Below are 19,499 nucleotides of genomic sequence, written 5' to 3'. Positions count from 1 at the left end.
ATGTCATGAGAACCTGAAACAAGTTCAGGCTGACATATAAAGGGAATCACTTTTTAAACAGCTTCTTTTTAGTTTAAGTCGCTATAATTAGTTTTCTAACTTCTTAGAATAACGTTTCCAAAGTGTTGTTTGGTGCGTTTCTAAACTAATAGATCTGCCATCAATAAACGCTTCAGAAATAATATTTGTTCGCATATCTAACGCATCACCTTCCGATATAAATAAGGTCGCGCTTTTTCCGCTTTCAAGCGATCCATAATTAGTATCAATACCTAATATTTTGGCTGTGTTTAAGGTAATTAACTGTAGAGCTTGTTCTTTTGTTAGTCCATATGCAACAGTGGTTCCGGCATAAAACGGTAAATTTCTGGTGTTCATACGTTCCATTGATCCGTTAGTTTCAAGTGCAATGGTTAAACCTGCATCGGTTAAAAGTTTAGCCATTTTATATGGTAAATCGTAATCGTTGTCATCTAAATCAGGTAAAGAATGTGTGCGCATTAAAACTACAGGAATATTGTTGTCTTTTAACAACTTTGTAGTTTTATAAGCTTCGGCACCACCAACAATAACAATGTTTTTAAGATTGAAGGTTTTTGCGAAGTTTACGGCTTCAATAATACCTTTTTCTTCATCGGCATGAATAAATAATTTTTGCGAACCATTAAAAACACCACTTAGAGACTCAAAAGGTAAATGTGTAGGTGTTTTATCGCCACCTAAATAAGCTTTTGCATTTGTAAAATAAGTTGTTATTTGTTCAGTTTGTTTATCATAATCTTTGTTTACGCTTACATTACCACGTCTTCTTCTAAAAGTACGAGGCCAGTTTAAATGTGCGGCATCATTAACTTTTACAGCGGCATCTTCCCAGTTCCAAGCATCAAATTGAACGATAGACGATGTTCCAGATAAAAATCCGCCACGAGGTGTAATTTGACCCAAAAGTACACCGTTAGGTCGCATAGATTCTACAACTTTAGATTCGGCATTGTAAGCAATTAAACTTCTAACGTTTGGATTCCAAAGTCCCATTTCAGCATCGTCGTCTGATGCTCTAACGGCATCAATTTCAACCAAACCTAAAGTGGTATTAGGCGCAATAAACCCAGGGTAAACGTGTTTTCCTTTGGCATTAATAACCTCACCTTTTCTAGCAATTTTGGTTAAGGCGCTTCCAATGTAGGTTATTTTTCCGCCTTCAAACATAATTAAGGCATTTTCTATAACCTCGCCGTTACCAATATGTGCAGTGGCACCTTCAATGGTAATGGCTTTAGTTTGTTCTGGTGCTGGTGTTTGCTGCGCAAAACTTATAAGGCAACACAGCGTATATAATAATGTTATTGTTTTTTTCATTTTGTTTATGTTTTAGGATTAACTTTTAGTGGCTATGTGCTTCAGCTAATTCGTTATCCATAGAATCGCAATGTAATAAGGTTTTTGTTTTCTTTTTTATAGGCTGTGTTTTGTTGCCTTTGCTTTTCGATTGAAGCATTAAATTGATAAGTTCGCTGCGTTCTTTTGTAACTTCAGCTTGTAGTTGCTTATCTTTTTCAATATCAAAATAAGTTTTTCCTTCAATAATGGTTTTTTCCGCTTTAGCGTAAATAGAAAGTGGATGGTTAGACCATAACACTAAATCGGCGTCTTTTCCAACTTTAATACTACCAACGCGATCGTCGATATGTAATAATTTAGCAGGATTAATGGTAACGAATTTCCAAGCTTCCTCTTCGCTCATGCCACCGTATTTTACGGTTTTTCCAGCTTCTTGATTTAAACGTCTAGACATTTCGGCATTGTCACTATTTATAGCAACCGTAACACCGGCATTGTGCATAATGCTTGCGTTGTAAGGAATGGCATCGTTTACCTCGTATTTGTAAGCCCACCAATCGCTAAAAGTAGAACCGCCAACACCGTGTTCTTTCATTTTATCGGCAACTTTGTAGCCTTCTAAAATATGGGTGAAGGTGTTTATGTTAAAATTGAACTTTTCGGCAACCTTCATTAACATGTTAATTTCGCTTTGTACGTACGAGTGACATGAAATAAAGCGTTCTTTATTTAAAATTTCGGCTAAAACATCTAATTCTATATCCTTTTTATAAGGTTTACCGCTTTTCTTTAAGGCATCGTAAGCTTTTGCTCTAGTAAAATAATCGATATAAACTTGTTCTACACCCATTCTGGTTTGAGGAAAACGATTAAAACTACCCCAGTTAGACTGTTTTACGTTTTCACCTAAGGCAAATTTTATAAATTTAGGAGTGTTGGTGTAAACTAAATTATCTGCAGATTCGCCCCATTTTAATTTAATAATAGCAGAGCGACCACCAATTGGATTTGCAGAACCATGTAAAATTTGAATAGAGGTTACACCACCTGCAAGGTTGCGGTAAATGTTTGTGTCGGTTTCATCAATTACATCTTCAATGGTAACTTCGGCAGATGAGTTTTGACCGCCTTCGTTAACAGATGCTGTTGCAATATGCGAGTGTTCATCAATAATTCCTGCGGTTAAATGCTTGCCAGTAGCATCAATAGCTTTGGCTCTTCCGGCAGATAGGTCTTTGCCTATTTTAATAATTTTACCATCTTTTATTAAAACGTCGGTGTTTTCTAGAATGCCTTCAGCTTCACTTGTCCAAACCGTGGCATTTTTAAATAATAGAGTTTCTGTTTCTGGCAAGGTTTTAAAGCCAAAAGCTTTATTTGGGTAACTAACAGGGTAAAGTGTGTTGCTTTTGTTATCGTCTTTGTCTTTGTCTTTGTCTTTTTTCTTTTTATCAGATGTGTCTTCAGAAGGACTTAAACTCGCAACAAAACTGTTTTCGGTGCCATTAGGTGAAATAGATTTTCCGGTTAAACCGTTGGTTCCTGGATTGGCAATAATGCGTATAAATTCATTTTTAATAGAATCTATAGTTGCCATAGAAATACTCACCCAGTTTTTGTTGTAAGTAATCTTAGAATCTAAGGTTTTACCATTGGAGGTGATTTTAGTTTTTGGTTTACTTAGCTCGCCAGAGATAGACATTTTATAATCTTGGTTTGCAATGGAAAACGTATAATCGCCTTTAATATCTTTTTTGTCAAGGACTTCAATAACTGTTTTATCACCTTGAACCCAGTTTTCATATAGCGTCGTTTCTTTATCGAAAATATCGCCTGAACTAATTAAAAAGTTGGCTAAGCTTCCGTTTTTAAGCGAACCTATTTCGCTTTCCTTGTTAATAAGTTTTGCAGGAACGGTTGTTAAAGCGGCAAGGGCTTTTTCTTTGGAAAGTCCAGCTTCAATAGCTTTTAAAATTTTTCCTTTTAATTCTTTAGCCGATTTTAATTTGTGCGTAGTAAAAGCAAATTCAATATTGTTTTCGGCTAAAATTTTTGGGTTGTGTGGTTTTTGGTTCCAAGCGCGCATATCTTCCAGCGATAAAGAAGCTGTAGTAAAAGGATCTTCAACATCAAAGGCATCAGGGAAATCTAAAGGTAAAATTATTTTAGCATTGGTAGCCTTAATCTCGTTAATACGTTCGTATTCGTCGCCACCACCAAACATAATGTATTGTATACCGTAAGCATCACCAACTTTATCGGCTCTTAAAATGTTGGCTCTACTACCAGCATCAAAAATTTGAATTAAACTTTTGTTTTTGTTTAAAGCCTCTAGCGATAAATCTTTGGTGTCAATATTGCCTTTAGCATACCAATCGGCATCAATATATAATTGTCTTAAAAGCGCCATACTTCCCATAATGGAATTAGGATAACTTTGTTTAGTTTTAACACTGCGACTTAATGATAAGTATTGGGCAGAATGTTCTTCCAGAATACGGTGCTCATTACCTTTGCTGTTGTTTAAAGCAATTAGGGTTCCAGTGCCACGAACAATGCCATCGTGAACATGTGTGTTAACAACGCCAAAACCAGCTTCAAGTAAATCGGTAGCAGCGTTTTCGCTGTATGCCAATGCGGAAATAGCTTCTTGCTCGGGCATAATGTGGTCGTTCCAATAATAACCAGTTCTACTTGGTTCATATTCCGTAGATCGTGACCGAGTACCTGAGCTCTGTGGTTGTTTAATACCAAAAGTGGAGTATAAATCGATAAACGAAGGGTAGATACTCTTGCCTTCTAGATCTACAACAACGGCATTTTTTGGAATATTAACCGAAGTTCCAGAATTTACAACTTTACCATCCTTAATAAGTAAGGTGCCGTTTTTAATAATTTCGGTAGGAGTAACATAAATTTTTGCATTCGTAAAAGCAGTATAATTACTGTTTTTTGTGTGTACACCATTGTTTTTTGGGAAATAATCTTGGGCGTTTATTGCTACCGATAGAAGGAGTGCAACAAACCAAAAGGATTTTTTTAGCATGTTTTGAGTTAGTTTTGGGGTTAAATTAGATAATTTAAGATTTTATTGAAAAATTCTTAACAAATTTTAACTTTTTATAGGGATTTTTCATTCAAATAATTAACCAAAAGCGCCACAACATAGCTGTAACTTTCCATGCCTTTACTCTGTTTATTAGCCTTTAAAAAGCCACTGTAAAATTGTTTAAAGTAAGGTTCAGCCGGATTTTGGTGTGCTTCCCAAAATAAGCGCGTTTCTTCGTAGTTTTTTAAAACACCTAAATTAACATCAGCAATTAAATCTTCAAAAAGGCAAATATCGCGTCTGTAAATTTCGTTTAAGCAAAACCGTAAAGCAAAACTATAACCCGTATATTTAAAATAAGCGTCTCTGTGGTTTATGGCCGCTAAACATCCAATAAAATTAGCTTCATTTTCGGCAGCATAACCTAATTGATGCGCCATTTCGTGTGTAGTTGTTGTGGGGAATTTGTAAAGAGGAATTAAGCTATTTACTTGCGCCTCGTTGGTTAACGGGTTTAAATAACCACTAAAACCCATGTAGGTTAAGGGGAAACTAAATAACGATTTTTTTGCACTTTTCGGGTAGTATTCTAAATCTGGAAATGTTTGTTTTAAAGCTTTATAACCGTTTGGAGCAAGCTCTAAAATCTCGTTTTTTGTATATGGCAAATTTACAATTAAAGTGTCGTTTTTAGTAATGTTTAAATGCGCTTTGTTCGATTTTACAATCAATTTTTCCGTTACCAAAACCAATTGTTCGGTAGTATAATCGGCGTCTAAATTCAGGTTTTCATGCAAAGGCAAACGGTAATAATTTAACCCCCAAAACATGTGAAAAGCAAAATATACAACCGAAATCGCAGCAAAAACATCAATTAACCATTGTCTTGTGTCACTAAAAACACGTTTTCGGTTAATAAAAATCCATTGAATAATGTAAACTACAGCCATCGAATACACCAAATCACCAAACGAAAAAGGCAACCATCCTAAAGTAAAACGTAACGCTTTCGAAATGTAAATGTACAAGCCATTACTGTAATATGTTTCTACAAATTCAGGAAATTTCGCCAGTAATTTCACAAGCAAAAATTGCGGAACAATAGCAAGAGCTAAAACAAGTTTTTTATTCTTAGGCATGCATCAAAAGTAATAAAAATAAGAGCCCAATGGTTGTTTAAAATTTGTTAAGGTTTCTTCCTGCTTTCCGCTATATCTTTTTCTCATACTTCAAAAAAGGATGCCGCTGCAATCAGGAGCAGCCGCCAAAGTCGGTTCCTTTTTGTTACCTTTGTTGTCCTAATAAAAAAAATACATGAATCAAGAAATAAGACAACTAGAACCACAAGAACTTTGGAATAAATTTGCCGATTTAAATGCGGTTCCAAGGCCATCAAAAAAAGAAGAACGTGTTATTGCTTTCATGAAAAATTTTGGTGAAAACCTAGGTTTAGACACTGTAATTGATGCCGTTGGAAACGTTATTATTAAAAAACCGGCCACACCAGGAATGGAAAACCGCACAACTGTGGTGATGCAATCGCATTTAGATATGGTTCATCAAAAAAACAACGATACCGTTTTCGATTTCGATACTCAAGGTATAGAAATGTATGTTGATGGCGATTGGGTTCGCGCTAAAGGCACAACCCTTGGAGCCGATAATGGTTTAGGCGTAGCAACTATAATGGCTGTTTTAGAAAGTAAAACCATTGAGCACCCAGCTATCGAAGCTCTTTTTACAATTGATGAAGAAACCGGAATGACAGGGGCAAAGGGTTTAAAAGGAGGATTGCTTACTGGTGGCATTTTACTAAATTTAGATACCGAAGAAGACGACGAAATTGGAGTAGGTTGCGCTGGTGGAATCGACGTTACGGCAACCAGAATTTATAACGAGGAAGAAACTCCTGAGTTTAAAATTGGTTATAAAATTCAAGTAAAAGGTTTACAGGGCGGACATTCAGGAATGCAAATTCACGAAGGTTTAGGTAATGCCAATAAAATAATGAATCGTTTGTTGTTCGATGGATTCGAACATTACGGACTCCGAATTTCAGAAATCGATGGTGGTAGTTTACGTAACGCCATCCCAAGAGAAAGTACCGCTATAGTTGCTATCGATGCGGTTAAGGAAGATCATTTTAAAATGCAAATAGCAGAACTTGGTGTTGCTATTAAAAACGAGTTTAAAACTACAGAGCCAGATTTAGAAATTTTAGTTGAGCCATTTGAAATACCAGAAAAAATAATGGATTTAGGTATTCAAGAAGGCGTAACACGAGCACTTTATGCTGCCCATAACGGTGTTTATCGCATGAGTGCAGATATTCCAGATTTAGTAGAAACCTCAAATAATATTGCTCGGGTAATTATTAAAAATGGAAACATAAAAATTAGTTGTTTAACGCGTTCATCTTTAGAAAGTGGAAAAGACGATTTAGCAAATACATTGCGTGCAACATTCGAGCTTACAGGATGCGAAGTTGCCTTTTCTGGAGATTATCCTGGTTGGGCACCAAATATGGATTCTAAAATATTAAAAGTTTTAGCACCACTTTATGAAGAACTAAATGGAGAAAAACCACATGTAGCAGCGTGTCATGCCGGTTTAGAATGTGGAATTCTTGGACAAAATTACCCAGGTATGGATATGATTAGTTTTGGACCAACAATAAAAGGTGCACATTCGCCAGATGAACGTGCTCAAATTTCGTCGGCACAAAAATATTGGAAGTTTGTTTTAGAAATTTTAAAACATATTCCAAAAGCTTAAACTTTTTATATCTGTCATTCTGAACTCGTTTCAGGATCTAATTTCCAAATAAATAAATAGTTTTTAATAATCTGAAATATTCCTGATAACCGTCGAGAATATTTCAGATTTGTTTGTTTTTATATGCTTCTTCTGTTTATAATCCAAAATGATTAATTGGGCCATTGCCTTTCCCTAATAGTTTATCTTTTCCGTTATAAATGGCTTTGTTTACATATTCGCAGCCTTTGTTAACTGCGGTAACTAAAGCATGGCCTAAACATAAATATGTTGCAATACTTGAAGATAGGCTACAACCAGTACCATGTGTGTTTTTGGTGTTTACTTTTGTGTTTATAAATTCGTGTATGGTTTGGGTTTTCCAATCAAATAAAACGTCCTTCATTTGGTTGCTGTTATTGTTTAAATGACCGCCTTTTAATAAAACGGAAGTTTTGTACTGGTTGGCAAGTTTTTCCGCGGAAGCGTTAAAATTATCTGTAAAAATTTTAGTTTCCATTAGCAGTTCTGCTTCAGGAATATTAGGTGTAATTAAATTTACTTTTGGTAAAAAAGCTTTTAAGGTTTCAATGGCATTATCGGTGATTAATTTATCGCCAGATGTGGCAACCATAACTGGGTCTAAAACAGTGTTTTTAACCTGATACTGTGTTAGTTTTTTTTCAATAATTTGTATGACTTCAGAAGAATGGATCATGCCAATTTTTACAGATCCAAATGAAATATCACTTAAAACAGCATCTAATTGTTGTGCAATATGAGCCACAGGAATGGCATGAATATCGAAAACACCTAGCGTATTTTGCGCCGTTGTAGCAGTAATAACACTAGCGGCAAAAGCACCGCAAGCACTTATGCTTTTTATATCGGCTTGAATGCCAGCGCCGCCACCAGAATCGCTTCCGGCAATGGTTAAAACACTATTGTAATTTGTTAGATTTTCCATTTTTCTTTGTTGTAAGCACTATCCCAAAATAACCATTCTAATTTAGAGGCTTTAATAAAGGCTTTGTTCATTTTTTCTAAAACGTTTGGCGATGCAGATTCGGCATATTTGTTGGTTATTGCAATGGCTTTTTTTACCGATTTCTCGAAATCTTCGCCGCTATATGTGTTTATCCAGTCTTTATACGGATTGTTGCTGTTATTGTCTTGTTTGCTTAAAATATAATCGCCAATTTGTTTGTAAATAGTAAAGCAGGGTAGAACGGCTGCCAAAGCTTCTTCTAACGAACAAGTATGTGTTAATCTAGATAAATAACTAATGTATAATTCGCATGAAGGCGAGGTTTCTTCGGTTAATTTTTCGTTCTTTAAAAATTGTTGATGAAGCGCATTTTCAACATAAATAATGCCTGTAGCCGAGTCTAAGAAAAATTGTGTGTCGTCGTCGTTACTGCATTTTGTACCAACAGCAGCCAGTATTTTTTTGTATTCAGATAAATAAAGTGCATCTTGATTTATGTAGAAAACAAACACATCGTTTGGCAAGGTTCCATTAATTAACTCAGTTATAAAAGCATGTGTTTTTATGCTACTTAAAATATTTTCGGTTTTTTTATTTATAACGCTGTACCAATTTTTCATAGTAATTGTTTTAAATATTTTGCTGCATTCTCGGGGTTTTTAGCTTTAGAAATTGCTGAAACTACCGCAATGCCATTAGCGCCATTTTTTATAATTTCAGATACGTTTTTTTCATCTACACCACCAATACATACAATAGGGTTATTACTAATTTTTCGGATGTTTTTTAAACCAGAAATACCCATAGGTTTATCCAAATCTTTCGTTTTGGTATTAGTGCTAAAAATGGGCGAAATACCGATGTAATTAATATTTAAGCGGTTAGATGCTTCGGCTTGTTGAATGTTGCTAACCGATAATCCTATTATTTTATTTTCACCTAATAATTTTCGAGCTATATTAACTGGCATATCATTTTGTCCTAAATGAACGCCGTCGGCATTAATGGCTAAGGCAATATCAACACGATCGTTAATTATTAAAGGCACATTGTATGTTTCGCATATAGATTTTGCCTGTTGCGCCCGATGATAAAACAATTTTGTGTGTAGTTGCTTTTCTCGTAGTTGAACAATGGTGGTTCCGCCTTTTAATGAGGCTTCTAGAATTTTGAAAAACAATGTGTCGTCCTTAATTCTATCATCTGTTACGAACATTAAACGATAGTCGATAGCATTCATAGGTGTTATTTTAATTGATGTAAAACATCTAAGAAATGGATTTGAAAACTACCAGGGCCTTCCGCAGATTTTTCGGCTAAATTACCTGCTTTTCCCATAATTTGCATGCCAACAGTGGCAGCTACATGGTAGTTAGGTTCAACAGCAATGCAAGCACCAATAATACTTGTTGCTGTGCAACCCATTCCTGTTACTTTTGGCATGAGGGCACTGCCATCGGTAACTTCGTCAATAGTGTTTCCAGTAACAATATAATCGGTAGCACCGCTAATAACGATAGTGTTGTTTAATTCTTTTGATAGTTTTTCAGCTGCAACTACAGCCGTGTCCGAACTTACGGTGCTGTCTACTCCTTTCGTGCTGTTTGTGAGTTGTGCTAATGCCATAATTTCTGAAGCATTTCCTCGAATAATATCTGGTGTGGCTTCGTTTATAATTCGTTGCGCGGTTTCCGATCTATATTTTGAAGCACCCACACCAACCGGATCGAAAACAAAAGGTTTGTTTAAAGTCTTGGCTTTTTTTGCAGCAAGTAGCATGGCATCAATCCATTTTTCACTTAAAGTACCCATATTAATAACTAAGGAAGATGATATGGACACGATATCTTCAACTTCTTCTATAGCATGAGCCATAACGGGTGATGCACCAACAGCAAGTAAGGCGTTGGCTGTATTATTCATGACGACGTAATTGGTAATATTGTGCACCAATGGCGATGTGTTTTTAATGCTGTTTAGTATGTTTTTAAATGCGTTTGTTTTAGACATAATTTTTAGTTTTTGTTAATAAAAAAAGCCACTTTCACAGCAATGAAAGTGGCTTGTATATTGATATACATCAAATGTGTGTTACAATCCTCGTTTCCCTACGCTGTTGTTAAACATATCAGGTTCATAGGGTATAATCTCAGCCAATTTGTGGCACCCCTAACAATTCAGTAATTTATTTTATAAACTATTTGAAACGAATTTAGTTGAAATTAATTACACCGCAAAACGAATATCTATTCATTTTTTAGCGAAGTTAAGGTTTACGACGAGGCCAAAACGAATCATGAAATACAGGATAAAAGTTAGTTTGGTATGAGCTATTTTTATATCTGTTTATTCTTTATAAGAATAAGTATAGTATTATAATGCAAAACTGTAATAAATAAGTTTAATGTGTAAAAATTACACATTAAACTTATTTATTACACACTTTTTATACAGTATGTTTTATTCATTATAAAGGTGTGTTTTGTTTATTGTATTGATATATAGTTGTTTGTGTTTTTTTTGTGTGCTAGTATTTTTTATGGCATGTTTCTTTCTTTACTCAAAGGGTAAACAAATCAATAATATTTAAATTTTAAAAATCATGAAAAAATTAATTTTAACAGTAGCTATTTTAACTAGTGGAATTTCAACTTTTGCAATCTCTAATAATGTATTACCAACAGAATTAATTTCTGTAGTAAATGAAGAGTTTAAAGAAATTGCTTTAGAGAAATTACCAGCTGCTATAACTAGTGCTATTCAAAAAGATTTTTCAACAGCAACAATAGCTAAAGCTTACATGAATGAGAGTGAGCAATATAAATTGGAACTTACAATGGACGATGAAACTTCTATAGTCTATGCAGATAAAGAAGGCAATTGGCTAGAAGAGAGTGCAGTTAAAAAATAAAATTAATTAATCCATAATTTCGATTTATTAAAGGGATGTTTTCATTAGCATCTCTTTTTTTATGTTTTTTTTAAAGGGTAAACCAAAGTTAAGGCCTTATTTTTGTTTTAATTATTTTATTTTATGAAGCATATTTTATTAATTGAAGATGACGTTGCTTTTTCTGAAATGTTAAAGCATTTTCTTGAACGCCATAAGTATAAAGTCGATTTATGTTATAATATAAATAATGCTTCGAAGCTTTTAAATACGAAGAAATATAATTTAATTTTTACAGATTTAAGGTTACCTGATGGGGATGGTATTTCTTTGTTAAAACAAGTGAAACAAACGGATTTTAAAATTCCTGTTGTTTTGATGACTAGCTATGCTGAAGTTTCTACGGCTGTTCAAGCGATGAAGCAAGGTGCTTTCGATTATATATCAAAACCATTTAACCCTTCTGAAGTTTTAGAGGTTATATCAAATGCTTTAGAGGTCAAAGCTATTAATAAAGAAAGTAGTAGTAATGAACATAAATTGAAAGATAAGGCTTCTGCAAAAAGATATATAACAGGTATTAGTTCTGCTTCAAAAACATTAAATGAATATGTAGATTTAGTAGCACCAACAGATATGTCAGTTTTGGTTACAGGAGAGAGTGGTACTGGTAAAGAAGTCGTTGCTAAAAGTATACATTTAAAAAGTGCTAGAAAAAACAATCCTTTTGTTGCAGTAGACTGTGGAGCCATACCTAAAGAAATTGCTTCAAGCGAATTTTTTGGACATAAAAAAGGCTCATTTACAGGAGCTATAAATGATAAAACCGGTCATTTTGAATCAGCTAATAGCGGAACATTGTTTTTAGATGAAGTGGGAAATTTATCTTACGAAAATCAAATACAATTATTAAGAGCTTTGCAGGAAAGAAAAGTAAAGCCTATAGGTAGTAGCGATGAAATTCATGTCGATATTAGATTAATAACTGCAACTAATGAAGATCTGCTTTTGGCTGTAGAAAAAGGTGATTTTCGAGAAGATTTATATCATAGATTAAATGAATTTTCAATAAAAGTACCTAGTTTAAAAGAGAGGAAAGATGATTTAATTCTTTACGCTGATTTCTTTTTAGATAAGGCAAATAACCAGTTAAACAAAACTATTACTGGTTTTTCAAAGGATGTCTTAGATACTTTTCAAAACTATCATTGGCCAGGTAACTTAAGAGAGCTTTCAAATGTTATAAAAAGAGCTACACTATTATCGCAAACCGACCTTATAACAGAACGCGATTTACCAATTGAACTCTTTAAATTACAAAAACAAATAATTGTAGAAAATAAATTTTCAACAAAAGAAAATGAAAAAGACTTAATAATAAGTGCTTTACAAGAAGTTAATAATAACAAAACTCAAGCAGCAAAACTTTTAAATATTACAAGAAAGACTCTTTATAATAAACTTAAGGAATATAATTTAAATTAATTTTTTTAATTCAATTATAAAATTATTTAAAACCTTTTCTAGATTATTAAAAGTATGGTCATTAATTTTTGTAGCAGTTTCAAGATATTCAAGAATAGGAACAACTTCCTTAACGTTTAGCTGCTTCATCATGGTTAACATTTTATGACTTATGTTATTAATTTTTTTTATGTCATTATTGATTTTTGCTGCATTTAATTTTAATCTGCTTTCTTCAGTCTCATAAAGTACTATTTTTAAGGTTTTATTTAAAGCAATAGAATTATTGTTTAAAAAAGATTGTAATGAAGTTAAGCTGAAAGTATTGCATTCATTATTGAAGTTATCGTGTTTTTCTAATTTAATATTAAAATATATTCTAAGGATATTTTGTATTTTATAGATGCTTAACGGTTTAATTATAACTTCAGAAAAACCGATGTCTAAATAGTCTTTAATAGTCAAGTTTGTTCGTCCTGTCATAGCTATTAGTGGTTGGCCACGGTAGGAATGGTGTTTTTTTAAAATTTCTATAAAGCGAACCCCATTCATTTTAGGTAATTGTATATCGGTTAAAACTAGGTCATACGAAATTGTTTCAACGGCAATAAGAGCTTTTTGTGCATTATTAAAAATAAAAACTTCAATACCAAGTTGTTTAAAATAGTCTCTTAATAGTTCTCTTAAAGCAGTATCATCTTCAATAATAATAGCTCTTATTTTTGTGTTCGAGCAATTAGCATCATTAATTTTAACCGATACAGGGATTTTTAAAGTAAAGGTACTGCCTTTGTCTATTATACTATTTAATGTTAAGCTTCCTTTTAAAAGTTCTGCTAACTTTTTAGAAATAGTTAAGCCTAAACCAAAACCATTTTTATGACTTTCGTTTTGATTATTACCTTGTGTAAATGCTTTAAAAATATGTTCCTGTTGTGCTTTACTAATTCCAGAGCCCGTATCTGTTACACTAATTTGTAATGTAAATTTGCCGTTGTTATTTTGTAATTTACTTTCAAGAGTAATTCCCCCTAAATAAGTAAATTTAAAAGCGTTTGTAACTAAATTATTTAGTATTTGTTTTATTCTAAATGGGTCGCTAATAATTGTATACTTTTCGCAGTTATTAAGTTTTACAGAGAAATTTATAAGATTCTTATTATTAGGCTTTGTGTTTTCTATAACTTCATCGACTAGTTGTTTTATATTAAATGGTACAGACTGTATAGTGATATTTTTATGTTCAATTTTTTTAAACTCTAAAAGATCGTCTACCAATTGCCTCATGTAATTCGATGCATTACGGATGTGTTTTATATAATGATTTTCTTTAGTTGAGTAATTTGAATTTTGTAATAATTCACTATAACCAGTAATGGTACTTAGAGGGGTTCGTAAATCATGACTAACCATAGATATTAATTGTTCTCTACTTTTTAACAATGATGATGTTTTTTGATTTGCCAACTCTAATTGTTTACGATACCGTTGACTTTTCCAAAAATCATTTAAAAAAATAATTGAAAATAAAATAATTATAATAAAACTAATTCCTGCGGCATAAACTATTATGTTTTGACTTTGTTGTAATGTTCTTTCTCTTTCTTTTTTTATGCTATTTGTGTAAAAAATAATACCGTTTTCTAGAGTTTTTAATAATTTATTAAGTTTCTGCGAAATTTGTAAGTCGTTTTCAATAAGATCACGTTCTTTTTTTTGTAAAGATTGGCGCTGGTAGTTGCTTTCTTGCTGTGCTTCTTTTAAAACATTTTTAGAAATAGATAAGATTGAATCAATCTGTTTTTGATCGATACTGTTTAAGTCGTCTTGTGGGTTATACTTATTTAAAATCCTCACATATTCTTTTAGATTCTCTTGAGTTTTTTTATCTAGATTATTAGGGTTTTCAACAAAATCTGTTATTGCTATTTTACCCAAAAGTGGGTCTATAGAGCTAAGTTTATCTATTGCCTTATTAATAGATGTGTTGGAGTTGTCATGTAGTTTTAAGTTTTTTAAGTCGGTTATATTGGTTAGTTTTTTTGCGATAATTAATTTTACGCTATCTAAAATAAACCCTTGGCTCTCATTATCTATCATAGTGTTTAATGAGTCAATTTTTAAAAGAAGATTATTGTTTTCTTTTAAATATTCGTCAAACTTTTTATTCGATTTCAATTGAATTGCTGCTCTAGCTAGACTTTCATTTTCGTAAATGGTTGCTATAATATTACCAATCTTTAAAATTTTGGTTTGATCTTCAATATCTTGACCTTGTAATTGGTTAAATGTCTTAATCTCAGATAATACTAAAATCCCGGATATAGAAGCCAAAACGCCAAGTATTAAGTAACCAACTAAGACTTTAAATGTAATTTTTATTTTAGGTAAGAGCATTTAAACAGTATTTGTAAAATATACGTGTTTAAAGATGATTTAGTTGAGAAGAAATTAATATATAATATAAGAGTATACACAATTAGTATATATTTATAAATTAAGTTTTAATTATAATGTTAGACATAAATAGTTAAAATGTTTAATTCATAATCGAACGTATAGTTATATTCTGTAAATACTGTAAAGTCTTGAATTAAAATATTTGGGCAACAGCTATTGGTATCTGTAATGGTTGTTGAATATGAAGTTTCTAATTCCGACAGATTATCAATAGTAATAGATTCGTTGTTTAAAGTATTTAAACTTATGCTTATTGTATTATTATAATCTTCATTAATGGTTGAAACTATGTAGAAATAAATAGCGTCATTCTCAGTATTTTTAATTGTAATATTATTATCTGTTATATTGTTTTCGGTTACATAATTATTTCCTGTTTCAGAATCTATTATTTTTATGTAATACGAAGAAGCTTCGCAAGTTACAGCAGCACAGTCTATATTATCGTCACTACTTTTACAACTTATTGAAATAGTTAACAGAGTAAATAATACTAATAGTTTTTTCATCTTGTTTTTTTACTTAGATGATATTTGCTTAAAAAGGTTGCGTTGAATATTAAAAAATCCCGAAAACAGTTGTTCTCGAGATTTTTTTATGTTGGCCTGAACTTGTTTCAGGTTCTTTTTATTTTGAATTTAGATTCTGAAACGAGTTCAGAATGACAGTATAATGTGTTACTCTTCAACCAAAACCCAATCGCCTTTAGCTAATAAAGGTTCAGCTTGTTTGTACTTAACGGTTTTGCTTTCACCATTCATAACGTGTTTAATAGTAACACGATCGTTACGACCAATTTTTGGTTTATCGCGAACAACAGTTTCAACCACTTGTTGCTGTTGGCTGGCTCCAGCGCCTACAGATCGGCTTTGTGCTGCACGTTCGTCAAGATTAGGAATTTCTTCTTTACGTGTTTGTACTTTTTCAGCTTTTCTAGTTCTAGCTTCTTGAATGTTTTCTTGAGTTTCGCTTGGTAATTCACCTTTAAATAAAAATGAAATAACATCTTTGTTAACCTCATCAATCATGGCTTTAAACAATTCGAAAGCTTCAAATTTGTAAATTAAAAGCGGATCTTTTTGTTCGTGAACAGCTAATTGAACCGATTGTTTAAGCTCGTCCATTTTACGTAAATGCGTTTTCCAGGCATCGTCAATAATGGCAAGTGTAATATTCTTTTCAAAATCGGTAATTAATTGCTTTCCTTTGGTTTGGTAAGCTTTTTCTAAATCGGTAACAACGTTTAAGCTTTTAACACCATCGGTAAATGGTACTACAATACGTTTGTATTTATCTCTTTGATTTTCGTATACATTTTCAATAACTGGGTAAGCAATTTCTGCATTGCGCTCCATTTTCTCACGGTAGTTTTCGAAAGCGGCTTTGTAAATTTTTGATGTAATATCTTGTGCAGAAAGTTTACCAAATTCAGCTTCAGAAATAGGAGAACTCATCGAGAAGTAACGAATTAATTCAAACTCAAAGTTTTTAAAATCGTTAGCGCCTTTGTTTGTTTCGGCAATGTTTTCCGAAGTATCGAAAATCATATTTGCTAAATCTACACGTAAACGTTCACCATTTAAAGCGTTGTAGCGGCGTTTGTAAACCACTTCACGTTGGGCGTTCATTACATCGTCATATTCTAATAAACGTTTACGTACGCCAAAGTTATTTTCTTCAACTTTTTTCTGCGCACGCTCAATAGATTTCGATATCATGGAATGCTGAATAACTTCGCCCTCTTTTAAGCCCATTCTATCCATCATTTTAGCGATACGTTCGCTACCAAATAAACGCATTAAGTTATCTTCTAACGATACGTAAAATTGTGAGCTACCAACATCTCCTTGGCGACCGGCACGACCACGTAATTGTCTGTCTACACGACGCGAATCGTGGCGTTCTGTACCAATAATGGCCAAACCACCAGCGGCTTTAACTTCGTCGCTTAATTTAATATCGGTACCACGACCAGCCATGTTAGTTGCAATAGTTACTTGCCCACTTTTACCAGCTTGATCTACAATTTCGGCTTCTTTTTTATGTTGTTTTGCATTTAATACATTATGCGGAATTTTGCGAATACTAAGCATTTTACCTAGTAATTCCGAAATTTCTACCGATGTTGTACCAATTAACACCGGACGTCCAGCTTGCGATAATTTGGTAACTTCCTCGATTACGGCATTGTATTTTTCGCGTTTGGTTTTGTAAACTAAATCGTCGCGATCGTCTCTAGCAATAGGTTTGTTGGTTGGGATTTCTACCACATCAAGTTTATAAATTTCCCAGAATTCTCCAGCTTCGGTAACTGCTGTACCTGTCATACCAGAAAGTTTGCGGTACATTCTAAAGTAATTTTGAAGTGTTACTGTTGCAAAAGTTTGAGTAGCATCTTCAATTTTTACATTTTCTTTAGCTTCAATAGCTTGGTGTAAACCATCGGAGTAACGACGGCCATCCATAATACGGCCTGTTTGCTCGTCTACAATCATAACTTTATTATCCATAACCACATATTGTGTATCTTTTTCAAATAAAGCATATGCTTTTAAAAGCTGATTTAAAGAATGGATGCGTTCTGATTTTATTCCAAAATCTTTGTAAAGCTCTTCCTTAAGTTCGGCTTCTTCTTCTTTTGGTAGGTTTTTTTCTTCAATTTTAGCAATTTCAATTCCTATTTCTGGAAGAATAAAAAAGTTAGGATCATCTTTACCAGAAATATATTCTACACCTTTATCGGTTAATTCAATTTGATTGTTTTTTTCTTCTATTACATAGTACAACTCTGCATCCACTTTTGGCATTTCGCGGTTGTTGTCTTGCATGTAAAAGTTTTCGGTTTTTTGTAGCAATTGCCTAACACCTTCTTCACTTAAAAATTTAATAAGTGCTTTGTTTTTAGGCATACCGCGATACACACGAAGTAATTGAAAACCGCCTTCTTTGGTGTCTCCAGAAGTAATTAGTTTTTTAGCTTCAGCTAAAACTCCGGTTAAATATTTACGTTGTACGCTTACAATATCGTCTACTTTTGGTTTTAGCTCGGTAAATTCGTGGCGGTCGCCTTGCGGAATTGGACCCGATATAATTAATGGTGTACGCGCATCATCAACTAGAACAGAGTCAACCTCATCGACAATGGCATAGTTATGTGGTCGTTGCACTAAATCTTCTGGTGAGTGCGACATGTTATCGCGGAGGTAATCGAAACCAAATTCGTTATTTGTACCATAAGTAATATCGGCTTGGTAGGCTTTACGGCGAGCAGCAGAATTAGGTTGGTGATAATCGATACAATCTACTGTTAGGCCATGGAACTCAAAAATTGGAGCCATCCACGCGCTATCACGTTTTGCTAAGTAGTCGTTAACCGTTACCAAGTGTACACCTTTACCTGCAAGTGCGTTAAGGTAAACTGGTAACGTGGCTACCAATGTTTTACCTTCACCTGTTTGCATTTCGGCAATTTTACCTTGGTGCATGGCAATACCACCAATAAGTTGAACGTCATAATGAATCATGTCCCAAGTAATTGGCTTTCCAGCGGCATCCCAGGAGTTGGCCCAAGTCGCCGTATCGCCTTCTAGTGTTACATAATCTTTGTCTGCAGAAAGCGTTCTGTCAAACTCATTCGCTGTTACCTTTAAAGCAGTATTATTAGTAAAGCGCTTCGCGGTTTCTTTAACTACAGCAAAGGCTTCTGGAAGAATGTCGTTTAGCACCTCTTCCGATTGTTTGTAGGCCTCATCTTTAAGTTTATCAACCTGCTCGTAAATATCTTCGCGAGCATCAATATCGTCGGTATTTTCGGCTTCGTTTAAAAGGGAGTTAATTTGCTCGTTAGTAGCTTTAGTAGCCTCGGCAATTTTAGCTTTAAACTCGGCAGTTTTTGCGCGAAGTTCGTCGTGCGATAAGGCTTCTAAAGCACTCTCAAAGGTTTTTACCTTTTTTACTATAGGCATAATGGCTTTAACATCTTGTTTCGATTTATCGCCAACAAATACCTTTAATACAGAATCTAAAAAACTCATGTGTATATATTTTAAAGTTTCACCAATTACTTGGGAAACATGGGGTTTTATTTTACTATGTTCTTTGTATCTAGAACAGCATTCAAAGATACAGTATGTTATTATTTTATGTAACTAAAAGCATAAAAAAAAGCCTCAAAACGAGACTTTTTAACTATATTTTAAGCTTTTATTTAATATTCATCTTCATTCCAAAGATAATCTTCATCGGTTGGGTAATCAGACCAGATTTCTTCAATAGAATCATACGAATCGCCTTCGTCTTCAATAGATTGTAAGTTTTCAACTACCTCTAAAGGAGCACCTGTTCTAATAGCGTAATCTATTAATTCGTCTTTAGTCGCTGGCCAAGGCGCATCACTTAAATAAGATGCTAATTCTAATGTCCAATACATGTTGTGTTCGTTTTAATTTTTCTGCAAAAATAAATTTTTAGTTTAAACAGGCAAGAAAAAAGTGAATTATTTTAATTTAAATAAAAAAACGTTCAATTTTACTGACTATCAACAGTTTTAAACT

14 protein-coding genes and 1 riboswitch are annotated in these 19,499 nt (G+C 33.4%); of the genes, 3 read left to right on the top strand and 11 right to left on the bottom strand.

The annotated features are described in order from the left end of the window. Nucleotides 1-87: 87 nt before the first annotated feature. The 3 genes from PW52_RS09555 to PW52_RS09545 form a co-directional block, all read right to left on the bottom strand. The gene (locus tag PW52_RS09555) at nucleotides 88-1,359 is read right to left on the bottom strand and encodes an amidohydrolase family protein (protein ID WP_044632683.1); all 1,272 of its coding nucleotides are present in this window, start codon (nucleotides 1,357-1,359) and stop codon (nucleotides 88-90) included. Nucleotides 1,360-1,384: 25 nt separating this feature from the next. Beyond that, nucleotides 1,385-4,387, bottom strand: coding sequence for an amidohydrolase family protein (locus tag PW52_RS09550; RefSeq protein WP_044632682.1), 3,003 nt, complete (start codon nucleotides 4,385-4,387; stop codon nucleotides 1,385-1,387). A gap of 74 nt (nucleotides 4,388-4,461) precedes the next feature. Next, complete coding sequence (locus PW52_RS09545; protein WP_044632681.1) at nucleotides 4,462-5,529, bottom strand: DUF3810 domain-containing protein; 1,068 nt, start codon at nucleotides 5,527-5,529, stop codon at nucleotides 4,462-4,464. 175 nt (nucleotides 5,530-5,704) lie between these two features. Between PW52_RS09545 and PW52_RS09540 the strand changes: the two genes are divergently transcribed. Further along, on the top strand, nucleotides 5,705-7,165 hold the full coding sequence (locus PW52_RS09540; RefSeq protein WP_044632680.1) for an aminoacyl-histidine dipeptidase: 1,461 nt from the start codon (nucleotides 5,705-5,707) through the stop codon (nucleotides 7,163-7,165). 136 nt (nucleotides 7,166-7,301) lie between these two features. Here the strand turns inward: PW52_RS09540 and thiD are convergent, their stop codons facing one another. The 4 genes from thiD to thiM are packed head-to-tail and all read right to left on the bottom strand — an operon-like array spanning nucleotide 7,302 to nucleotide 10,142. Then, complete coding sequence (gene thiD / locus PW52_RS09535; protein WP_044632679.1) at nucleotides 7,302-8,111, bottom strand: bifunctional hydroxymethylpyrimidine kinase/phosphomethylpyrimidine kinase; 810 nt, start codon at nucleotides 8,109-8,111, stop codon at nucleotides 7,302-7,304. Further along, nucleotides 8,099-8,752 (bottom strand): thiaminase II, encoded by a 654-nt coding sequence (gene tenA, locus PW52_RS09530; protein WP_044632678.1) that lies wholly within the window; start codon nucleotides 8,750-8,752, stop codon nucleotides 8,099-8,101. Before tenA ends, thiD begins: the two co-directional genes overlap by 13 nt. Then, the gene (gene thiE, locus PW52_RS09525; protein ID WP_044632677.1) at nucleotides 8,749-9,372 is read right to left on the bottom strand and encodes a thiamine phosphate synthase; all 624 of its coding nucleotides are present in this window, start codon (nucleotides 9,370-9,372) and stop codon (nucleotides 8,749-8,751) included. Before thiE ends, tenA begins: the two co-directional genes overlap by 4 nt. A gap of 5 nt (nucleotides 9,373-9,377) precedes the next feature. Beyond that, the gene (gene thiM, locus PW52_RS09520; protein ID WP_044632676.1) at nucleotides 9,378-10,142 is read right to left on the bottom strand and encodes a hydroxyethylthiazole kinase; all 765 of its coding nucleotides are present in this window, start codon (nucleotides 10,140-10,142) and stop codon (nucleotides 9,378-9,380) included. Nucleotides 10,143-10,220: 78 nt separating this feature from the next. Next, nucleotides 10,221-10,313: riboswitch (TPP riboswitch) on the bottom strand. Nucleotides 10,314-10,734: 421 nt separating this feature from the next. On the opposite strand from thiM, the gene PW52_RS09515 reads away from it, so the two are divergent. Together PW52_RS09515 and PW52_RS09510 are read left to right on the top strand one after the other, a co-directional pair. After that, nucleotides 10,735-11,043: a hypothetical protein gene (locus tag PW52_RS09515; RefSeq protein WP_044632675.1), complete on the top strand. Its 309-nt coding sequence runs from the start codon at nucleotides 10,735-10,737 to the stop codon at nucleotides 11,041-11,043. Nucleotides 11,044-11,166: 123 nt separating this feature from the next. Beyond that, nucleotides 11,167-12,507, top strand: a complete 1,341-nt coding sequence (locus PW52_RS09510) for a sigma-54-dependent transcriptional regulator (protein ID WP_044632674.1) — start codon at nucleotides 11,167-11,169, stop codon at nucleotides 12,505-12,507. Here the strand turns inward: PW52_RS09510 and PW52_RS09505 are convergent. The 4 genes from PW52_RS09505 to PW52_RS09490 all read right to left on the bottom strand — a co-directional run bounded on the left by PW52_RS09505 (nucleotide 12,499) and on the right by PW52_RS09490 (nucleotide 19,375). After that, nucleotides 12,499-14,883, bottom strand: coding sequence for a hybrid sensor histidine kinase/response regulator (locus PW52_RS09505; protein ID WP_052823448.1), 2,385 nt, complete (start codon nucleotides 14,881-14,883; stop codon nucleotides 12,499-12,501). The genes PW52_RS09510 and PW52_RS09505 overlap by 9 nt on opposite strands. A 119-nt stretch (nucleotides 14,884-15,002) precedes the next feature. After that, on the bottom strand, nucleotides 15,003-15,455 hold the full coding sequence (locus PW52_RS09500; protein ID WP_044632673.1) for a hypothetical protein: 453 nt from the start codon (nucleotides 15,453-15,455) through the stop codon (nucleotides 15,003-15,005). A gap of 168 nt (nucleotides 15,456-15,623) precedes the next feature. Next, the gene (gene secA / locus PW52_RS09495; RefSeq protein WP_044632672.1) at nucleotides 15,624-18,980 is read right to left on the bottom strand and encodes a preprotein translocase subunit SecA; all 3,357 of its coding nucleotides are present in this window, start codon (nucleotides 18,978-18,980) and stop codon (nucleotides 15,624-15,626) included. A gap of 173 nt (nucleotides 18,981-19,153) precedes the next feature. After that, nucleotides 19,154-19,375, bottom strand: coding sequence for a DUF2795 domain-containing protein (locus PW52_RS09490; RefSeq protein ID WP_019387375.1), 222 nt, complete (start codon nucleotides 19,373-19,375; stop codon nucleotides 19,154-19,156). Nucleotides 19,376-19,499: the final 124 nt, after the last annotated feature.

The organism is Neotamlana sedimentorum (assembly GCF_000943565.1).
Taxonomy (GTDB): Bacteria; Bacteroidota; Bacteroidia; order Flavobacteriales; family Flavobacteriaceae; genus Neotamlana; species Neotamlana sedimentorum.
This window is presented reverse-complemented; position numbering and strand designations above follow the sequence as displayed.

Coding starts and splice junctions, on each gene's coding strand:
- PW52_RS09555 (WP_044632683.1), bottom strand. CDS start 1,359: ATGAAAAAAACAATAACATTATTATATACGCTGTGTTGCCTTATAAGT.
- PW52_RS09550 (WP_044632682.1), bottom strand. CDS start 4,387: ATGCTAAAAAAATCCTTTTGGTTTGTTGCACTCCTTCTATCGGTAGCA.
- PW52_RS09545 (WP_044632681.1), bottom strand. CDS start 5,529: ATGCCTAAGAATAAAAAACTTGTTTTAGCTCTTGCTATTGTTCCGCAA.
- PW52_RS09540 (WP_044632680.1), top strand. CDS start 5,705: ATGAATCAAGAAATAAGACAACTAGAACCACAAGAACTTTGGAATAAA.
- thiD (WP_044632679.1), bottom strand. CDS start 8,111: ATGGAAAATCTAACAAATTACAATAGTGTTTTAACCATTGCCGGAAGC.
- tenA (WP_044632678.1), bottom strand. CDS start 8,752: ATGAAAAATTGGTACAGCGTTATAAATAAAAAAACCGAAAATATTTTA.
- thiE (WP_044632677.1), bottom strand. CDS start 9,372: ATGAATGCTATCGACTATCGTTTAATGTTCGTAACAGATGATAGAATT.
- thiM (WP_044632676.1), bottom strand. CDS start 10,142: ATGTCTAAAACAAACGCATTTAAAAACATACTAAACAGCATTAAAAAC.
- PW52_RS09515 (WP_044632675.1), top strand. CDS start 10,735: ATGAAAAAATTAATTTTAACAGTAGCTATTTTAACTAGTGGAATTTCA.
- PW52_RS09510 (WP_044632674.1), top strand. CDS start 11,167: ATGAAGCATATTTTATTAATTGAAGATGACGTTGCTTTTTCTGAAATG.
- PW52_RS09505 (WP_052823448.1), bottom strand. CDS start 14,883: ATGCTCTTACCTAAAATAAAAATTACATTTAAAGTCTTAGTTGGTTAC.
- PW52_RS09500 (WP_044632673.1), bottom strand. CDS start 15,455: ATGAAAAAACTATTAGTATTATTTACTCTGTTAACTATTTCAATAAGT.
- secA (WP_044632672.1), bottom strand. CDS start 18,980: ATGAGTTTTTTAGATTCTGTATTAAAGGTATTTGTTGGCGATAAATCG.
- PW52_RS09490 (WP_019387375.1), bottom strand. CDS start 19,375: ATGTATTGGACATTAGAATTAGCATCTTATTTAAGTGATGCGCCTTGG.